This is a genomic window from Coprococcus sp. TM115-187 (genome assembly GCF_027679115.1).
Classification (GTDB): Bacteria; Bacillota; Clostridia; order Lachnospirales; family Lachnospiraceae; genus Allocoprococcus; species Allocoprococcus comes.
In genome coordinates, this window is the sequence record NZ_JAQEKS010000005.1 from 1 (window position 1) to 20483 (window position 20483).

Consider the following 20483-nt stretch of genomic DNA (forward strand, 5'->3'; position numbering starts at 1 on the left):
TATACAACTTATCATAATCTTCATTTCTATATGTCATATAAGAATCTGTATGACCATCACCAATATTTTTATAATGCTCATTTGGAATCGAATAACTAATTATTTTCCCCTCTAATGTTTCAAATCTTTCTGTTTCATCAATTCTAATTTCACATGGTTCAAACATTTTTTTTATAAACAAGCCCAATTCATAATCCGACATTTCTATAAAATTAATATAATCTTTTTCTTCCGTTTTTCGCGAATATCCCCCTCTATTATTCCGTTCCCATCTTCTAATTTCTAATTCATCTCCATTTTGTTTCAAATCAATTCTTTGATAATTCTTGGAAAATGTTGGAAAACTTTTATATTTTGTTTGTTTCCAAAAATTGTTTAATTGAGATTCGTCTACTTTTGGGGAACTTTCTGCAATTTTTATTCCTTTTCTAATTGCACAGCCTATCTTATCTATTGTTTCTTCAGCCATAATTTCAATTGTAGGTTCGATAGAAATATAACATCCCATAAACCTTTCAATGGCATTAGGCACAATTAAGAAACCATATTTTTGATTATAATATACAGAAATCATATCCGTTTTCTCCTCTCTATTACTTAAGGGGAATAAAATATTCCCCTTAAGCTATTTACTTTGCTATTATTTTCCTACTGTAATAATGAGTTTAACACCTTTATCAATACCATGTTTTGTAGCATTATTAACTGCATTTATCTGAGCTTCGCTTAATGTTACATTTGGAACAACTACTTGTAATTGTCTACCCACTATTTCTTCCGCATTAACAAATTTACCATTAAATGTTTCTCCTATAAATCCTGAAACTTTATTAATGTCCTTGACAATTACCTTTTCCAATTTATTACCATTTTGATAAGTCTTTGCACCTAAGTCTCGGCTTTTAACACTAGTCACAACACCATTTTCTACTTTATCTATGGTCGGGAAATTGTGTCCCAAGTTATTTCCCATAGCTTTGTCAATAATATCTCCTCGCTCTAATGGTGGTTTTTCCCAAGTGCCTTCTGGCAATTTTGTTTCGGTTACTTCTGCAACTAATTTTTTAAACGATTTATCAATCCCATCATTATGGGTACTTCCTGCACTCCTTACTACATTCAAAAGTTTCCCAGCCCCATAACTAAGGCCACCCATAACGCCACCTGTCACTGCTCCTGCAATACCACCGACTAACGTATCTTTTGCTACTTGTTTCAGACTATTTCCAGACAAACCTGAATTCACTGCACTATATGAAGCTCCACCAATAGCTCCAATAACTGCTCCTGAAACCATCGCCGTTCCTAAGCCACCCATTGCTGGCAATGCTGCCAGAACTGCTCCTGCAGCCAAACCGCCTGTTGCAGCAACTACAAGACCAGAAACTGTAACCGCAGTTATACCAATGGCTACTTTTTTCACCGCATTCCAGTCTACTTTTCCAAGCTTATCTGTAATACGATTTGTTGTCGTACACATATGTCGTACCACTTCTGAGCGGATTTCTGCCGTTCTTTCTGAAACATAGGATTTGAAAGATGTATAAGTTTTTCCAATTTTCTGTACCCCATTGCTTACAGAACGAATAAACTGACTTCCTCTGGATGTGATCTTTTGATATGTACTGCTACTGGTTACACGATTTTTCACAGATTGATATGTCTGTTTTGCATGTTTAGCTGCATTTTTGGCAGTTTTTGCTACCCCCTTCACTGTGTTAACAATAGTTTTTGCTGCTTTCTTAGCTGTATTTACTACTGTTTTGACTACCTTTTTCGCAGTATTAACGATTTTCTTGCCGACACTCTTGACTGCTTTCGCTGCTTTTTTAGCTGTACTCTTAATCCTGCTCCACAATGAATGTCCTGTCGGATCACTGTAATTCAGCGGATTATTGGTCGTATAATCGTAGCGGTTTCTGGTCAATGGATTTTCTGTCGTTCCAAGGTCACTATCTTCAGTTGTAAAGGTTCCGTTCTCTGCGTTATAGTATCTTGCCCGCAGATACTGAAGTCCTGTTTTTACATTTGTGGACTCCCCATTGTAACCGTAGTAATTGACACCGTCTGCTGTTCCTGATGTAAGGTTACCGTATGAATCATACTGATAACTGTTCGTCAGATTAGCTGTTTCGGTCAGGATTCCGGTCACGCTGTTTCTTCCGTCATATAAATAATAACTGCTTTCTTCCGATTTATCAACGCTTACCCGTTCTCCGATTCCACTTTCTCCATAAGTATAAGCCTGACGTACTTTCTCGTCTGCTCCATACTCTGCAAGGACTTCTGTATTCTCGCGATTGATATCGTTGATATACTCTGTCAGTGTGCATCCTTTGGCATTGGAACCGCCTTTTACCAGAGAGGCAAGCTGCTCTTTCGGGCTGTTTCCATCTTCGGTACGCTGGTTCGCCGGGATCAGGACTTCATCGCCATAGCAGTCTTCCCATTTATAGGTGTTATCAAGTTCGAATACCCGGTTGTTATCTCCATCGTACATGGCTGCCATCAGGACTGTTCCACCCTGTTTTACTACTGCCAAACGATTCTCTGCTGTGTATTCATAAGTAACCGGATCTGCACTGTTTGTCTTATCACATTCCTGGATCAGATTGCCATCTTTATCATAGCTGTAGGTTGTTCCCGGATCGCCCCAGATCTTTGCATTGGTGCGTTTGATGAGCTGGTTGGAATCGTTGTACTTATAGTTATATTTTGCTTTGCTGACACCATCCTCGATCTTCTCGTAAGAGGTCCGGTTTCCAATCTTGTCATAAGTATAATTATGGACTGTCTTTTTACCGCCCTCTGCTTTTTCTGTACAGCGTGTCAGTTCCCAGTTGTCATCGTATTCATAGGTACGTGTCGTCTGGATCTCTTTTTCCTGATGCTCACAGTCTGCTTTGTCTGTCTCTTTCTGTGTATCGCCCCAGTTGTACCAGTCTTCCCAGCTTGGCGTCTTTCTTGTTCCAGCTTCCAGTTCCGTAGCTGTTTCTCCAACTACATATCCCTGATCATTGTACTTGTACTCATAAGTACTGATTACTTTGCCGCAGGAACCACAGGTATTCACAATCTTTGTGATATGATCTTCTGCATCGTAAGATACTTCCGTCTTTGTTCCATTACTTCTAGTAACTTCTGTCACACGGTTCAGTGCATCATGCTTGTAAGTGGTTACTTTTCTATTACGGTCTGTCAGTTTTACCAGATTATCATTTAAGTCGTATTCATAGCTGATCTTTGTCCCATCCGGGTATACGATTGCCTGCAGATTATCTGCGTCATCATAAACGTAGCTGACATCCTTTTTCGAACCGCTTGTCACTTTGGTGATTCTTCCAAGTGCATCGTATTCGTAGCTGCTCTTGCCTGTCTGATCCTTCATGGATACCCGTTCCCCGGCACTGTTATATGCGTAGGTCACGTCCTTTTCGGATGTCTCGCCTTTTGCGTCCTGATAAGATTTCTCCAACAGGTCATTCAGTTTGTCGTAATCATACGTGGTTTTCTTGCCGCTTGCCTGTGTATGTCCGGTCAGTCTGCCTTTTTCATCATAGTCGAATTTCTCCGTTCTTCCTGCCGGATCTTTGATGGATGTCAGGTTGCCTTCTAAGTCATAAGTATAATTCGTTGTCTTATTTGCTGCATTGGTGAAGGTCACCAGGTTATCCATGTTGTCGTAACCATAAGTTGTTACACCGCCAAGGGCATCAGTTACTTTGGTCAGGTTGTCATTCTTGTCATATTCCAGATGGCTCTTTAATCCGGTCTTATCTGTAACAACCTGAATATTCCCATGTGCATCGTAATCAAATCCCGTTGTGAATCCACGCTTGTCTGTAATAGAAGTTACCCTGCTGTCCTTATCATAGGTATAGGATTCCTTCTGCCCCAGTGCATCGGTCTCTTCTGTTACACGGTTGTCTTTATCGTAGACTGTCTTTGCAACATAGCCCATCGGATCTGTTACAGATGTAACATTATAATTCTTATCATATCCATAGCTGGTCTTTCTTCCACCCGGTTTGGTGATCTCAGTAATATTTCCTGCCGGGTCGTAAGTGTAAGCAGTTATCTTACCAAGCGGATCAGCTGCAGAAGTCATCTGACCTGCCAGGTCATAACTGTAGGTATTGCTCCGTCCAAGCGGATCTGTCTCCTTCACCAGATTGCCATACTTATCATAAGAAAAGCTGGTTGTTCCATCCAGTGCATTGGTAGAAGACTTCATGTTATGGAGCTTATCGTAAGTATAAGTAGTGGTACTCTTTAAGCTGTCGCTTTCTTTTACCACGTTGTCCACTTTATCATAAGAGAAATTTTTAGTATAACCCAGTGGACTGGTCATACTCTTCAGACGTCCGGCTTTATCATAACTATAGGTATACTCTCCACCATTCGCCTGTGTCATCTTTGTGACATTGTCATTCAGGTCAACACTGTACTGTGTCTCATTTCCCTTTGCATCCGTTACAGAAATGACATTGCCATGCTTGTCGTAATCATATTTGGTAACTGCTCCCTTTGGAGAAATCTGTTCCGTCATGTTACTCAGGCTGTCATATTTGTATTCGGTAATGAGTCCCATCGGATCTTTTGATTTGGTAAGATTTCCAATGGCATCATAACGGTATTCATTTGTTTCTTTTAACGGAGAAGTCTCACCGATCTTGCGGTCCAGTTCATCATACTGGTAGGTTGTCGTATTTCCATTTCCGTCTGTCTGGGATACGAGATTGTCATTTTTATCGTAAGCATACTTGGTAACCGTACCGTTTTCATCGACAGCTTCCGTCACATTATCATTTCCGTCATACTTAAAGGTGCTGGATGCTCCCAGTGGATTTGTCTGAGAAATAACCCGGTCTTTCTTATCGTAAGCGTATTTATATGTGGCTTCCTCTTCTTCTGTCATGGATAACTGGTTGCCGACTTTATCGTAGGTAAAGGTTGTTTTATGACCTTCCGCATCCGTTACCGCTGTAATGCGGTCCATAACATCATATTCATAAGATGTGATACTTCCGTCTGCTTCAGTAAGTTTCAGGAGTCTGCCGTACTGATCGTACTTGTATGTTGCTGTCCTGCCAAGTTCATCGGTCTGTGTCAGTACATTTCCGGCACCATCATAAGTATAATCCATACTGTTTCCACCATTGTCGGAGGAATGGATCAGGTTGCCTGCTCCGTCATATTGATAGGTAATTACGAGTCCCTGTGCATCCGTACATTTTACAAGCTGTCCGATGGCATCGTACTCCATCAGCACCTTGTCCCCTGTCGGCAGTATTATGGATGTGTTATTTCCCTCTTTATCATACACATAACTATACGCATTGCCGAGGGCATCTGTCATCTTTGTGCTGTTGCCCTGTGAATCGTATTCGTAAGTGGTCTTTCCTTTCAGGGCATCCACCGTCTGTTCCAGATTGTCGGTGGAATCATATTTCATTGCTGTAATGTTGCCCTTTGCATCGCTTACCGATGTCATGTTTCCATTACCATCGTAAGTCATGGTACTGGTATTTCCATTTTCATCGGTAGAGGATACCAGATTTCCATTTAAGTCATACTTCATGGATACGGTATATCCAAGGGCATCTTTGGATGTAGTCAGATTTCCTGCCTTGTCGTAAGCATAAGTATCTGTTCTTCCCTCTTCATCGGTAGAAGATACCAGATTTCCTGCTTTATCATAAGTATATGTGGTAGTTCCACCTTCTGGGTTGGTTTCACTTAAGCGGTTTCCTGTATTATCGTAGGTATAAGTCCAGGTTCTTCCACTGTCATCTGATTTTGATACCAGATTGTCTGCCGCATCATAAGTATATGTGGTAACTGCACCTAATTCATCTGTCTCTTTAGCGAGTCTTCCGCAGTTATCATATTCCTTGGAATGGCTGCTTCCATCTCCATAAGTAATCTTGGTTTCATTTCCTAATGCGTCATATTCATATTTGGTTATATTACCAACTGCATCTTTGGACTGAAGCACCTGTCCAAGAGAATCAAACTTGGATACGGTTGCATTTCCATTTCCATCGGTATATTTTTTCAGATTTCCTGCTTTGTCATATTCATAGAGCTTTGTTCCAAAATCTTTATTACTCTCTTCTATGACACGTCCCATGCTGTCATACTTATAAGTAATTGTATTTCCTTTTGCATCGGTTGCTTTGACCTGCTGATAATTCTTATCATAAACGTAGCTGATCTGATTTCCTTTCGGATCTGTACCACTGGTCATGTTGTACATCTTATCATAAGTATAAGTGGTGGTATTCCCCAGTGCGTCAGTACTTGCTGTAATATTTCCCACACCATCCAGCGTATAAGCGGTCACACCGCCATCGGCTGCTGTCTTGGAAGTCAGATTGCCATTCGCATCGTAACTGTTCGAGGTTACATTTCCAAGTGGATCTGTCATGGTAACTGCACGATTCATCGCGTCATACGTGAATCCCCATGCTGCTCCATTTCCATCCACATATCCGGTCATGTTCGGTCCGTCATACGAATACGTTGTTGTGACACCTCTGCCGTCTGTCTGGGATACCATACGATGTTTGTCATCGTAAGTATAGGTAATGGCTGTTCCATCCGGTTTTGTAGATGTGACCATATTTCCATTACCGTCATAACTGTAAGTAACCGTTGCTCCGTTATATCCAGTTGCACTGGTCAGCTTATTCTGCTCATTATAAGTATAAGAGGCTGTCTTTCCATCCTCTCTTGTCTCCGTTGCTACATTGCCAAATGTATCATAAGTGTAAGTTTTTGTTCCGGCTGCTGTCGTTTCGGAAGCAAGCTGATTCTCTGCATTATAAGTCTTTTCACAGGTTGTTCCATCCGGATATTCAATGGATGTTGTGCGGTACTGATCATCATAATGATAAACGGTCTTATTTCCTTCGTTATCCGTTGTTGTAGTAGAACTCTTTCCGTACTTGAAAGTTGCCGTTCCTTTTTCTGCATCAGTCTGCTCTACAACTCTTCCTTCTTTATCGTAAGTATTCTTTACAACCGTATTGCCATTCTCATCTTTCCAGCTTGTCATACGGCTGTCATCATCATATTTGTACTCTTTTGTTGTTCCATTCGGATCTGTTACAGATATCAGATTTCCCTGCTCATCATATTTGTAAGAAACTTTTCCACCATCTGGAAGAGACAGTTCCTTGATATGCCCGAATTTATCCTGTTTTACCCCGAATGTTTTTCCGGATGGTGTTGTAATCTTACTCAGATTATAATCATCGTCATAATCTAATACTGTCTTAAATCCATTCACATCCGTTACATAACGTAAAATTCCATATTTATCAAATGACCAGACGCTCTGATCCGCATCTGTCAGTTCCCATCCGATGTAGTCATGGTCTGTATCTTTATAGCTGACTGCTTTTAAATCATATACATAACCATCCGGAGTAGTGTAGCTTCCATCTTCATTCTTATCAAAGATCAGATAACTTCCGTCCCCTCTCATATACAGAAGACTTCCGTCCTCCATTTGAGAAAGTGACTGGTCATAGTTAAAGCTCCATCCACGTCCGAACATGGAATGCTGGTCTGTTCCTTTGGAATTGTAGCTTCTTGTAATGGAGAATTCTCCATTCAGTTCATTCATCGTCGCATCGGACTGATCCATGTAGAAGTTACCAGTATTTAAGTTGACTGGTTCAAATCCAAATTCACAGTGCAGGCCTCTTCCCATCAATGCTCCGTCAATCCGCATCTTATCCTGATCGGTAAGCGGTGCAGGACTATATGGAACATTTGTCTGTGGGTTACGGATAAAGATCGTGTTATTTGCGACTACCAGTGCGTCCATAACCTGATTGTCTTTCATAATGTTCTTAAGCGGAACACCATAATATTTTGCAATCTTCGGGAATGTATCAAACTGCTTCACTTCATAGATCACAAAGCTGTCACTGGTCACTTCTTTTCCTGTTTCCAGCTTTCCATCAATCTCTTTCGATGCTTTTGCTTTGATCTTATAAAGCTTGTCCTTCGTCAGCCCTGAATACAGTGCACTCTGCCAGTTGGAATCTTTGCTGTAATACTTATTCGCCTCCGGGAACTGCTTATTGTATTCAGTACTGTCTGGATAGGAATACAATGGTTTTGCATCTGTTTCGTGATGTTCTTCATTTTCCTCATCTGGAAGCAGATAATATTCTACTGTAGATTTGCTCTTTGCAATTCCGTCTACAAATACGGCATCAAACTTCAGCTTTCCATTTGTATTCTTTTCTGTCATCGGGCGAAGCAGGATCGTTGTTTCATCCAGTGACATATCTCGCAGATATGGATCTTCAGCCGGTGACCACTGGATGCTGAGTTTCGGTCCATAAACGGATGCCCTGTTATTCAGTACCTCACACTGCATAGAAGCTCCAAGGTTATTTGCCTCGGCAATGGCTACCAGTGCAAATCCGTTATTCGCATGAGTTCCCTGCACCCAGTCATTGACCAGATCTTTGACGTCATAATTGATATAGCTGTTCCTGCTGGTACTTGCATTCTGTACATCCTGAAACGTAAGATTTACTGGTTTTGTTTTCCATGTGATGGAGGTGTTCCACGACTGATCTACACGATAAAGTCCAAACTGGGATGCACCACCACTGTATGCAGTTTTCTGACTGACTGCAAATGTTGCACTGTCAATTTTGGAATCTTTCGGAATCTGACTAAAATTTGAATTTACTTTGATATAAGTCCGGCAGTTCTGGTGTGCAGTACCAAATCCTGCAAGGTTCCCAGACTTAATACCATCATCAAATCCGACATACGGATAATTGTTGTCACCAATCTGACTGGTAGGACTTCCCTCTTCCACACCGATCATGTTAAAGGAACTCTTCTGAATCTCTACTGGTGTCGGATCGATCCTGACCGGATACTGACGTTCTTCTGCCGAAAGCCAATCCCTATCTGGTTTTACGGTCAGGATTGTTTTTCCATCTTCTTCCCGAAGTTCCAATGTGATCAGGAAACTGATTTCCCCGGCAGCATCTTCCATTGATGGCGTCTCCAGAAGATACTTCGCATCTTTGATTGTCTTCCCTTCCGGATAGATATAGACCTGATTGTCTTTTACTTCTGCCTGATACCCCGGAATCTGCAGCTCGTATTCATAGACTTCCCTGTCTGTTGGCTGCTGAAGTACGATATCTTCCTTAATGCTGGAATCCAGTACTGTATACTGAACATCTGCGCCCTCGTAAACTTCATTATAAAGGATCGCATTGTCTTTAATAACGGAATGTGTATAATCTCCATCTACCGGAATGATCCCGATTCTGGTCTTTCCATTTTCAATCGTTACACCATTCTCTTCTGACATCTGTTCCGGAAGAAGGATAGCATAATCGTTTGCCTTGTTCTGATAAACTTCTGTTTTCTCTTCCTTTTCTTCAGTTGCCACTACACTGCTGGCTTCCTGTGCTTCTTCGGATGCCGGAGTATCTGCTTCTTCTGGTTTTACAAGTGTATTATCAACCAGCTCGGTATCTCCATCCTCATTCTTATAAGTTCCGACATAACCTCCATAAACGGTTGTATACTGCTTGTCCCCTGTCTTATAAGTCTTGGAAATGGCATCATAATCAATCAGTTCACCTTCCGGTTCTTCTGGAATCGGATAGTAATCCTGTGGTTCTTTCAACTCCACTTCTTTTTCCTGCGGATTTTCTTCTGTTTCTTCCGCTGGAGTTGTCTGTTCTTCCTGCGTCTCTGTATCTTCTGATGGCGTCGTTTCATTTTGTACGTCCGCATCAGACTGCTGACTCTTATCTTGTTCTCCAGATGTGGAATCTGTAATCCCTGCTTCCTCTTCCGTCAAAGCCTCTGGTCTGGAGAAATCTGCATTCTTCTGTACATCCTCAATGGCCTCTTTTGCCTGTACAAAAATAGGCTCTGTTCCCTGTAGTGCCATCAGGAGTGCAAGTACTAAGGCTATAGCCGACTTTCGAAATCTCTTCATAGTCTCTTTCTCCCTCTTGTAATCTTTTTCTATAATTCCTTTACAAAATAACCGCTACCCTCCTTTTTTCTGACTTTGGCACTACTATAATCTAAAAAATCACAAAATTTTCATAAATGGTAAAAATGCCCCTTGAGGTGGCAAAAATAGACGAAATCGGTCGAAAAAAATAGTAAGACACCATCGCCTTACTATTTTTCATCTAATTTCATATATAATAATATTTTCACTTGAAAGGATTTCTCCGTATGGCAGATCTCCATCTGACCATGATATTTTTCTACTACGAGTTTCACATTTTGTAATCCTATTCCATGTCCTTCTTTCCTGCTTTTCGTTGTCAGATAAATTCCATTCCGCACTTTTGGTGTATCTTTTATGCTATTCTCAATCTGGATATTCATGATTCCTTTTCCATAATACATCTGAAACGATAATCTCCTTTCATCTGAAGCTGCTGTCCCACGAATAGCATTATCCATAAGATTTCCCACTATTATACTTATATCAAATAATTCTTCCCCTATATGATTCGGTATTTCTACAGAAATCTCCGGATTTTCAATTACTGATTTCGAATCTTCCAAAATATAATTCAGCAGATTATTCATATTACGGTTTTCTGTATATAAATGATGACATAAGGCTGTTCCGGCTATATTCTCCATTTGTTTCAGATACGATAGAATCTCTTCATTTCCTCCCGTTTTTGCCATTGCCCCTATTGTTGTAAGATGGTGCTTGTAATCATGATGTATCTTATTCAGCCTGTCCTGTGATTTCATCATCATCTCCAGTTCTTTTGCATACTGGCTCATCTGAATTTTCATCTCTTCCTGTTTTGCTGTTTCAATATAACTTTTCTGAACCTCATCGTGCAGATAGAAAATAAACACATTGATAAACAGTAAGAATAATACAATCGTAGACCGCACACCTCTTCTGTCTGGCAGCAATATCCTGATACAGACTATAATGCTGATCACCGGGACAGAAAGCATAGCAAGCCAATGACGGTTCTTTATATAATAACTTCTCTTTACACCTACTTTTCTTTCAATAATGACTTCCAGTAAAAAGAATATAAAATTTCCCATTACAATAGTTCCCGGTCCCATGTGATGATGCACCGGATTTCTTGCTACCGCATACCGTTGAAAGAACACGATTGGAATCCCATCACATAAAATTCCCATAATATATACCATAAGTGTATTCCAGACATGATGTTGCCAGTCTGCCTGATATGCCACTGTTATAATTAACAGAGCTATCAGCTCAAAGATCAGATCTCCGTACATCGTTCCCCACTGCATGCTTCCCCAGCATGAAAGCAGATATGCACAAAAATATGCAAATAGCTTTTGTGTATCCTCATTTTTGGATACAGGATGGTATTGTAACGGAACACAGTATAAATCCAGAATAATTTACTTGTCAGATAAGTGATCAAATGGATATTCATAATCTTTTCTTCTCCGTTTGTAATAGTCTTTCCCTGACCTTCTTGCGATTTGCTTTACTGATACTGAGACGTGTCTTGTCTTTCATAACCACGTTGTCATATTCGTAATGCTCCACGTGTTCCATATTGATGAGATAGGACTTGTGAATCAGTAAGAAATATTCTTCTGTTACATCCGCTACATCCTTTAATTTTCCTCGATATTCATATTCTTTTTCCGATGTCACGATATGTACTCTTTTTCCCAGACTATAAAAATACAGGATCTTGTCATAAGAAATCTTGTGGATTCCTTTTGTATCCGTATATTCAAATATTTTCTTCCGTTCTTTTAACAGTTCCCGTAATTCACCTATCACCCGGAAAAGTTCTTCCTCTCGGATTGGCTTTACAAGAAAATCAAATGGATGAATACGGAATAATTTCATAGCATATTCCTGATATGTTGAAATATAGGTAATCCGCAGTTCTTTTCCATAATTTTTCTTTCGTATCTCCGTTCCGATATCAATTCCATTCTCATGTTCCAGACAAATATCAAGGAATAACATATCGTAGGATTCTTCTTCCAGCCTGTTAAGAAGCTGCTCCGCAGAATAGTATATTTCTATAGATATCTGACAGTCATTCGCTTTCCCATAATGGAGCAGCTTCTGTTCTAACCAATTACATAGGATGATGTCATCATCACAGATTGCAAGTTCTAGCATATTTTCTTACCCTCAGTCTTTCGTAACACGACAAATGGGGAAAAGAATCCCCTTCAATTCTTTTCCCGAATGGACATCACTAATTTTGTGTCATTTTTCCGATGCAACAGCACCACTTCCTTTGCTGTCTTATTTTGTCCTCTATATAATAAACACTTGAACAAGAAAAAACTGTCGCCATTTTATAATTTATTTATATTTTTTATGTTTTATTTATATTTTATCCAAATATTACAGCGATAACTAATAATGTCACCCCCTGCATTATTCTTTTTATTTTTAGCGTCATTTGATAAAACATCAACGTTTTTGATGGCAAAAAGGGAACCTGCAAAACCAGATTCCCTTTAAAATACATGCTCTTCTCTAAAAGGATGATAAATCCACCATCCTCTGCTTATTTTTAAAAACTTTTTCCTTTTTTACAATACTTATAAATATTAAATGGTTTTTCTTTTTTTTCAAATAAAATCCCTGTTGTTTTAATAATTTTTATAAGTTCATCCGACTCCATATCTGTCGTTTTAAATATAAATATTTTCTTTTCATTTGTTATGAAAAAAAAGAAGTTTTTATATAAGAACATTCTATCAATATTTTTAAATTCATAAATTTGATCTTCATCTATTTTAATTGCGTTTTCATCGATATCCACCGTTTCATATCCTGATCTACCCCAGACAAATTCATGAACATTTTTTTCAAAATTTTTACCAATCATTTGATACCAAATAATCCAAGCCACACAAGCCACACAAGTTCCAATCCCTATTCCAAACATCAAATAACTTTCCGACAGATAACAATTAATCGACAGTAAAAATTCTACAGGTGTAAAAATATAGATAATCATTCTACTTTTCTGTCTTGTTTTAAATAATTGATTAGGAATTATAAACCCAAGCGAAAGCATTCTTTCTAATTCTTCCCTATCCTCATCTGACACAATTGATTTAATATGCATTCTTCTTAATCCCCCTTTTGCCAGAGGTCCTCTTTATAAAATCGAACCTCTGGCCATTGTCTCTTTTATTCTTTTACAATTTACAGCGCTTGAATCAACAAACCAAAAACAGTACCTGCTCCAGCTGAAAATAAAGCAATAATTGACGGAATTGCATTTACAACTAATGCACCCGCAAGAACTAATATTACGGCTCCTGCCAGTATATTACTATGCTCTTTTGTGAATTCTACAACATTAAATTCAAGACCACTATTAGAATTTAATGTCATTGTAAAAATCAAAGCAACCGATATTGTCCACTCTTTTTCCTCTTCTGGCAGCAAATCTGATGTACTAAATACAATGGAAAACTCTACACTATTGGCAAAAACATTATTTATTTCAAAAGCAATATTACCAGATTTAACCGATAAAGCAATTTTTTCTATCGTATTTCCAAAGTTATCTGCTCCCTCTATACCTGTATCTGATAAATTTGATGAAATCTCCATAATTTGATTTTTGCAAGTTTGTGTCAATTCTCCATCATTTCCTATATCCACTTTTATATTATATATTTTACCAGTTGAACTTTCAAGCGATGTGGATATTTTAGTAGAAATATCAATTGCTCCTTGAGGACTCATCATTGTTCCCAGTGAAATTTCCTTATCATACTCCACACCCACATCCATAATTTTATTCAGATAACCAAGCGGCTCCATTACATTATAGACATATTGATTTCGTGCTATTTTTACCTTTGCCCGAAGATTTTCTTGCGCTATTTCCTCATCTGTTTTTGTCGATACGGCATCGAACTTTTTAAATCCAGTATCTCTCCCTGAATATGCATCTTTATCCAGTGGGAACGAAGGTGATGAAGAAAATGAGTTCAACTCACAAAATTGATCAAATGCCCAGTTCTTCGGCATCGAATATCCCAAATTACAGCTAAATCCAGTTGACATATCTGCCACAAATGATTTACTTGCCAATCCTGCTTCATAAACTTTAGTACATACATATCTTGGTGCATAAATGCCGACTTTATAATTTTTATCATTTGTCGAACTGAAAAAGATCATGTGAATCTGTTCAAAATAAGGTATAATAAATGTATCAATCTGATATGAATAACAATCAAAATCCACTGCAAAGTATATAGTCGTTCCACTTGGTATACCGATTCTCTCGGCTGCTAAAATTGCTGTCTGTGCATCAACACTTCCCTGGGACGGATCCTTAAAATAGTTTAATTCATATCCTCCATCCTGATATATCGGAAATACCGATAATCCTGCATTTTCAATGTTTTTCACTTCTGTTGATGTCAAATATTTCGGTGTATGTTCTTTTCCAACAGAACCTGTCAGATAACGTCCTACATGAGTATACCCTGCATTTTTTATATCTAATGCCTGTTGTTTATTTAATACTGTTGCACAGTCACACGCTTTTGCTGCCCTGTTTGTATCGCCTTTACTCGTAAGCAATGATTTCATAGTAGAAACATTTACTTTTCCTTTTGTTACAAGTCCAATTCCTGTCAGACCATAAAACTCCTGAAATTCTGACACCTTTGACTCTGTAGTCGAATCAAACACGCCATCGAATCTTCCCGGATTATATCCGTTAAAATATAGTCCGTATTGAGCAATCTTATTAAATGGAACATATTTCGTCGAGTTCTGTCCGTTCTGTAATGTACCCGGAAACGCATTTGTTGTTGCATCGCCAAAATTAACTGAATTCAAATCTGTAATTAATTCAGTTGTAACTCCTTCAGCCGCCTGCAATGCACCAACTAAAGACAAAATTGTCTGTCTTGAGGCAATTCCATCACAAGGTCCAACACCAATAACATCTGACCAGTCACTATTTAATTGCTGTTGAATAAGAACAATATTGGAATCCCCACCAGAAACCTTTGTAAACCAGTTTAGGGATAACAATCCAGACCAAACTTTCCAATCAATTTTGCCCGTAACTTCCAGTCCTGCATTTTCCTGCATCTTTTTAACTGCATTTACTCCTGATGTATAATAAATTCCAGTAATTCCTCCAGCAGCATATCCTTTGCAAAACAGAGCACACTGAATCAAGCATACATTAACCTGCGGAGTATCATTCGGATCCATTTTTGTAATAATGGCTAACTTCTTCATGGTATTAATAGTAAGTGGTCCAACCGTTCCTGTAATCGTTGAGATTCCATTCTGAATCTGAAATGCACGAATGATTCCCTGCATCACGGCTGTTCCGGTCTTTCCATCTTCATCCAGTTTTACCCAATCCTTATGTCCACCAAACATCGCATTTAAATATTTTTGTGCTGCTTTTACATTCTGATCACTCATATTCACTACCTCCTAATTCAAGTCAATTATAAAGATTTCTAACTCTTTATATGTCTATCACTAAAAGTTACAATAACAATTTATCAATCAACTGTGCCTATTTTGTGACTATTTTCCAAAGGATTCATTAACTCCCTTATAAAATCCTTAACAAATTATGAAAGAAACCATCAATTTATCACCCCATATCCCATTATAGAACTGTAATCTACTGCATAATTTCTCTGCCGTACCTGATCACTGGAATTTCCCTCAATCGTGTAAACTCTTCCACCTTCACACTTTTCTACTATTCCTACATGATCCGATGTTCCATCATGATCCCAGTCAAAAAAGATGATCATTCCAGCTGTCGGAGTTGTTCCGCCACTCTGCCACTTATTCTTTCCCTGAAACCAGGACACTCCATCACTGCACAATGAGAATTTAGGAACATTCCCACTTGCAATCAGACCGCTCTGATCCGCACACCAGCTTACAAAACAGGCACACCATTCTACCCGACTGTCAAATCCGTACCAGCTCCAGAACTTCTGACCGCCACTGTTTCCAAGCTGCCCCATTGCAACCGACACAATCTGCTGATTACCAAACAAACCAGCAAACAGGCTGCCACCGGAATAATACCGCATCACATGGGGAACGTATTGGGGATCTCCGTAACTGCTCCATCCATGCGAAGCTGCCTGTTCCTGTGAAAACTGCAATGCATTGGCTTCTGTATAACCGCCTCTTTGCAATGCCCATCCTATGTAGCCATTTCCATAGTTATATCCCTGCCATGCAAGTTTCAGCTTGTCCAGATCCTGTGGACTGCTGCATCCTGCCTGTCTGATACAGTCTGCAAAGGTCTGTACTCCAACCTCTATCGAATAATCCGGATCAGTAATAGAACCAGGAGTGTGTGGGAATCTTGTATTATATGGACTTTCCGAACACTGCATCGGGTCTGTTCCCCTGCCTCCAGATTCCTGCATCATGATGGCCTGTATCGCAGACACATATTCCGGAATGCCGTATTGGGATGCATACTGCTGTATCACAGAAGTATACGCAAGCACTTCTTCACTTAGGGATTCGGAGCTTTCCGAATTACTGCTGAAAGCTGCTCCTGCAATGATTCCCACAATCAGAATAAATACCAGAAGAAATGCACTACCTCCGGCAGCAATCCATTTTCCCATTTTTTCAAGAGCTACTACCCCTTTTTGAATCGCTGCTGTAATTCCCTGTACGGATAACTTTGAACCCTTTCCAGTTACCTGAAGGACTGCTTTTCCACTTTCTGCCGATGCCTGTGCTGACTTTCTTGCCATCTGGGCTGCTCTTGCTTTCTGCATCGCCTGAAGACTTTTTTCCATCTGCTGTTTCTGCATGGATGCCTGTGTCTTTATTTTTTCTTGAGACAGACCGGATACTTTTACCACTCTCGGTGCTGCTTTCACCTGCCGTTTACCATTCTCCTTGGCAAGTGCTGCCTGCTCCGGTTTCAACTTGATTAATTTCTTTCCGCTTTCTGCCCCCTGCTCCATTGCTTCTTCGGCAGCTTTCGCTTCTTCCTGTCTGCTTTTTCTTTCCTTTATCTTCCTGTAGGTCACTCCAGCAAGTTTTTTTCCACCTTGATATGTGGTTTTCCCTATACTTTTTCCTGCCACACTCGCCGCTCTGTACTGTACGGATTCTATTTTTTCAGTTCCATACTGTGTTGGGGATTCTGACTGCCCACTGCTTTTTTCATGTAGTTCCCTTGGCTTTTCTTTTGCTTCCAGAACCGCTGAGCGAACCAGTTCTTTCGGAAGTCGGGCAGCCGGATTTCGAATCTTCGGATTCTTATCCCTTACCCGTTCCTTGATATCTTTCATCCGGTCACCCTCTTTCCGTATCTCTTATCTCATCGGGCAACATCCCGATGTTTCTTTTTTTCCTGCTGTTTCTGCAACTGCTCCACCTGTCTGATTGCCTCATTTACCAGTGGATGTTCGTTGTAATATGGCACAAGTTCCAAGTCTCCCCTGTCTTTTGATGACAACGGTAATGGATATTCCATGTCTGAATAAATTGATTCTGGATCATGAATAGAAAACTCAATAGCCGGACACATATTGGCAGATGTTCTACAATATTTCTGGTACTTTTTATATGCCTCTTCCAGCGTTCTGCATTTTGTATATTCTCCTAAATCATGGAACTCACCGCACTCTGCAGCATAAAAAGTTATCGTTACTTCTTCTTTTTTCTTCATTATGATTCTCCCGGTTTTGTTGTCATTAGTTTATAAAGGTCTGTATTCTTTGGGAACGTATTCTCAAATGGTACGATATTCCCAGAGCAACGGATTAGGCCACTGCCAACCGATACATTTGTAATATAGGACAGTTGGTTTTCGGAAATATTCAAAAGAGCTGCCAATTCTTCCCTGTCTGTACTTGCCTGATTCAAAAGAATCAAAAACTCACTGTTTGCCAACATCAGTCTTGCAGTGTCCGATTTCAGAAGTTCCTCAACATTTTGGGTTAAACCTGTCACGAATCCATTGTATTTTCTGATTCTCTTGTACAGTCGGTAGAAGAAATTTGCACTGTATTCATAGCGGAATAACAGATAGAACTCATCGGCAAATATCCATGTCGTTTTTCCTTCTTTCCAGTTCTGAATTACCCTGTTGAAAATACTGTCTAAGGTAACCAGCATTCCCAGTGGCATAAGCTGTTCCCCCAGTTCCCGGATATCATAATCCATGATCCTGTTCTTCTTATTCACATTGGTCGGCTGTGCAAAGGTGTTCAGGCTTCCATTGATAAAAAGTTCGGATGACAGTGCAAGTCCCCTTGCCTCTTCTTCCGGCTGTAACATCAACTGTCGGTACATATCTTTCAATGTCGGAACTTCTCCGGTATAACCACTTCGGATATAATCCCGGTACACATCTGCAGCACAGCGGTCCAGGATTGACTTTTCTTTTGCTGACAGGTTTCCTGCTCCAACCAACTGTTCAAATACAGACAGAATAAACTCCGATTTTTCAATCAGTGGATTCTTTTCATTGCCGTAGGCTGCGTCCATATCCATTGCATTCAGGTGATTGTCTGATGTCGCAGATACTTTTACAACCTGTCCACCCAGAGCCTCTACTAATTTTGTGAATTCGGACTCCGGATCAAGAATCAGGATATCGTCATCGGTACTCAATGCCAGATGCACAATCTCTTCTTTTGCCGAAAAGCTCTTTCCTGATCCACTGACGCCCAACCGGAAACTGTTTCCATTCATCAGTTTCTTCCGGTCGGCTACCAGAAGGTTCTTGCTGACTGCATTCTGCCCATAATAGATACCGCCCGGCTGCAGGATTTCCTGTGTATGGAACGGGATTAAAACAGCCGTTGATTCCGTTGTCAATGTACGCAGGGCATTGATCTTTCGCAGTCCGTAAGGAAGCACTGTATTGAGTCCGTCCACTTGCTGCCACTTTAATGTTGCCATCTGGCACAGATGCTTTCTTGCTATCGACAATAATAATTCCGTATCGGAATCCAACTGTTTTTTACTGTCTGCCAGATGTACCATTGTCAAAATTCCGAACATCATACGCTGGTCTCTGGTTGTCAGATCATCGAGCATTTCCTTGGTTTCTTTTCTCTGAAGTTCCATATCGTATGGTACGATTGCCGAGAAGTTATTATTAGCGTTCTGCCTTCTCTGCCAGTTGGTCACGTTGGTTTCCACACCAAGCAGTCGGTTCTGGATTTCCCTTACCGCTTCATCCGTAGGGACTGGCAGGATATCAATCGACAATATCAGATTCCGGCTGAAGTCACACAGTTCTGAAATCATGTCATCTTTAACATAACTTGCATAATCCTGCATATACAGGACTCTTCCGTACCTGTCACCGATTTTAAAATGGTCACGTTCAAATTCCATAGAATCCGGACACATCCAGTCCTTGAAACTTGTTCCCTTCTTGGCAAATTGTTTCAGATCAAACGGAAATGCCTGTGGGACATCTCCCTTGAAGAAGTCCCTGAAAATCTGGAGCCGGCTCTCTGCGTCCAGTCCTTCTGCTGTGGACGATAACTTTGCCAGATGTGTTACGATGTCTGTTCCGATACGTGCAAAATAGGTTCTTGCATCGTCAATCGATCTTTTATGTACACTGACAGTCAGATACCGTTCCTGATAGATGCTGTTGTTTGTTCCTGTAATCTTAGACAGGAGCATTTCGTTGTATTCTTCCCGATAGTGGTCCAGTCCATCTTCCTTCATTGGAAGCAGGATTGATTTTTCAAATTCTTCTTTATTGATTCTCCGGTTATTGATGGTAATTTTGGCAGAAATGCCGGAATCCAGTGAATTTAAGAGTTCGGAATAATCCAGAAACATTTCTGTCTTATTGTCCTTACTCGCAATATAATAGTTGATATCTGTAAAACGATATGTTTTTGAGAATTTCGTTCCCTGTTGAAAAATTCCATCCGGCCAGATTCGCTGGATGGGAATTGCCTGTTGGACTGATTTCGGAACTTTGAAGCGTTCCTTATCCATCCGAAGTGCCTGACTTAAGGTTTTAATCAAAGGCATCACTCCTTCCCTTGCGTTTCTTTCTCTGTTTTGCTTCTGCTCTTTGCTCCCGCTCTTTTATGATTTCCGCTCCATCCTTTTGATTCTTTTCTCCCAGCGAGATGGTCTCCTGCATGCAGGAGTAGTGGATATCTTCCGACTGAAACACCAGTTTCTTCGGATACAGCAATTCGGATTTGATCACTGCCCATAAAAACTGTTCGGCTGTCATACCATGATATTTGAAAAAGCCACAGGCAGCAAATGGAGTAGCACCAAGCACACACAGCCATCCGGTTATTTCCTGTCCGGTAATTTCACGCATTCCAAAGTAAATTCCGATTGCTGTAAGAATCGCAAGAACAGAACACACACATTGTCTCAGGTCCAGTCCCATAAACATGGATTCCTGATAGTCCCGGATTTCTTTATTCATCTTGACTTCCAT

The 20483-nt window shown here is 40.1% G+C and carries 10 protein-coding genes; all 10 read right to left on the minus strand.

Features of this window, described 5'->3' with window-relative positions:
- A partial coding sequence (locus PGW42_RS05050; RefSeq protein ID WP_270235122.1) for a contact-dependent growth inhibition system immunity protein occupies nucleotides 1–574 on the minus strand: 574 nt, incomplete at its 3' end.
- Nucleotides 575–640: 66 nt separating this feature from the next.
- Nucleotides 641–9997 (minus strand): DUF6531 domain-containing protein, encoded by a 9357-nt coding sequence (locus tag PGW42_RS05055; RefSeq protein WP_270203442.1) that lies wholly within the window; start codon nucleotides 9995–9997, stop codon nucleotides 641–643.
- A gap of 191 nt (nucleotides 9998–10188) precedes the next feature.
- On the minus strand, nucleotides 10189–11313 hold the full coding sequence (locus PGW42_RS05060; RefSeq protein ID WP_240142694.1) for a sensor histidine kinase: 1125 nt from the start codon (nucleotides 11311–11313) through the stop codon (nucleotides 10189–10191).
- 145 nt (nucleotides 11314–11458) lie between these two features.
- Nucleotides 11459–12172 (minus strand): LytR/AlgR family response regulator transcription factor, encoded by a 714-nt coding sequence (locus PGW42_RS05065; RefSeq protein ID WP_015513340.1) that lies wholly within the window; start codon nucleotides 12170–12172, stop codon nucleotides 11459–11461.
- A 403-nt stretch (nucleotides 12173–12575) separates the two neighbouring features.
- Entirely contained in the window at nucleotides 12576–13136 is a 561-nt protein-coding gene (locus tag PGW42_RS05070; protein WP_006426967.1) for a hypothetical protein, read from the minus strand.
- 80 nt (nucleotides 13137–13216) lie between these two features.
- Nucleotides 13217–15478 (minus strand): glycoside hydrolase domain-containing protein, encoded by a 2262-nt coding sequence (locus PGW42_RS05075; RefSeq protein WP_007884642.1) that lies wholly within the window; start codon nucleotides 15476–15478, stop codon nucleotides 13217–13219.
- Nucleotides 15479–15648: 170 nt separating this feature from the next.
- Nucleotides 15649–17340: a lysozyme family protein gene (locus PGW42_RS05080; RefSeq protein ID WP_006426969.1), complete on the minus strand. Its 1692-nt coding sequence runs from the start codon at nucleotides 17338–17340 to the stop codon at nucleotides 15649–15651.
- A gap of 29 nt (nucleotides 17341–17369) precedes the next feature.
- Nucleotides 17370–17720 carry a hypothetical protein gene (locus PGW42_RS05085; RefSeq protein WP_006426970.1) on the minus strand — a complete coding sequence of 117 codons (351 nt, stop codon included), beginning with the start codon at nucleotides 17718–17720 and terminating at the stop codon, nucleotides 17370–17372.
- Nucleotides 17720–20050, minus strand: a complete 2331-nt coding sequence (locus tag PGW42_RS05090; RefSeq protein WP_199596345.1) for a VirB4-like conjugal transfer ATPase, CD1110 family — start codon at nucleotides 20048–20050, stop codon at nucleotides 17720–17722. Before PGW42_RS05090 ends, PGW42_RS05085 begins: the two co-directional genes overlap by 1 nt.
- A complete protein-coding gene (locus tag PGW42_RS05095; protein WP_007884640.1) occupies nucleotides 20043–20483 on the minus strand; it encodes a PrgI family protein in 441 nt (146 codons plus the stop codon). The genes PGW42_RS05090 and PGW42_RS05095 overlap by 8 nt, the downstream gene beginning before the upstream one ends.

What these genes read in the sequence shown, in the direction of transcription:
- PGW42_RS05055 (WP_270203442.1), bottom strand. Translation starts at nt 9,997, where the DNA reads ATGAAGAGATTTCGAAAGTCGGCTATAGCCTTAGTACTTGCACTCCTG.
- PGW42_RS05060 (WP_240142694.1), bottom strand. Translation starts at nt 11,313, where the DNA reads ATGCAGTGGGGAACGATGTACGGAGATCTGATCTTTGAGCTGATAGCT.
- PGW42_RS05065 (WP_015513340.1), bottom strand. Translation starts at nt 12,172, where the DNA reads ATGCTAGAACTTGCAATCTGTGATGATGACATCATCCTATGTAATTGG.
- PGW42_RS05070 (WP_006426967.1), bottom strand. Translation starts at nt 13,136, where the DNA reads ATGCATATTAAATCAATTGTGTCAGATGAGGATAGGGAAGAATTAGAA.
- PGW42_RS05075 (WP_007884642.1), bottom strand. Translation starts at nt 15,478, where the DNA reads ATGAGTGATCAGAATGTAAAAGCAGCACAAAAATATTTAAATGCGATG.
- PGW42_RS05080 (WP_006426969.1), bottom strand. Translation starts at nt 17,340, where the DNA reads ATGAAAGATATCAAGGAACGGGTAAGGGATAAGAATCCGAAGATTCGA.
- PGW42_RS05085 (WP_006426970.1), bottom strand. Translation starts at nt 17,720, where the DNA reads ATGAAGAAAAAAGAAGAAGTAACGATAACTTTTTATGCTGCAGAGTGC.
- PGW42_RS05095 (WP_007884640.1), bottom strand. Translation starts at nt 20,483, where the DNA reads ATGGAAGTCAAGATGAATAAAGAAATCCGGGACTATCAGGAATCCATG.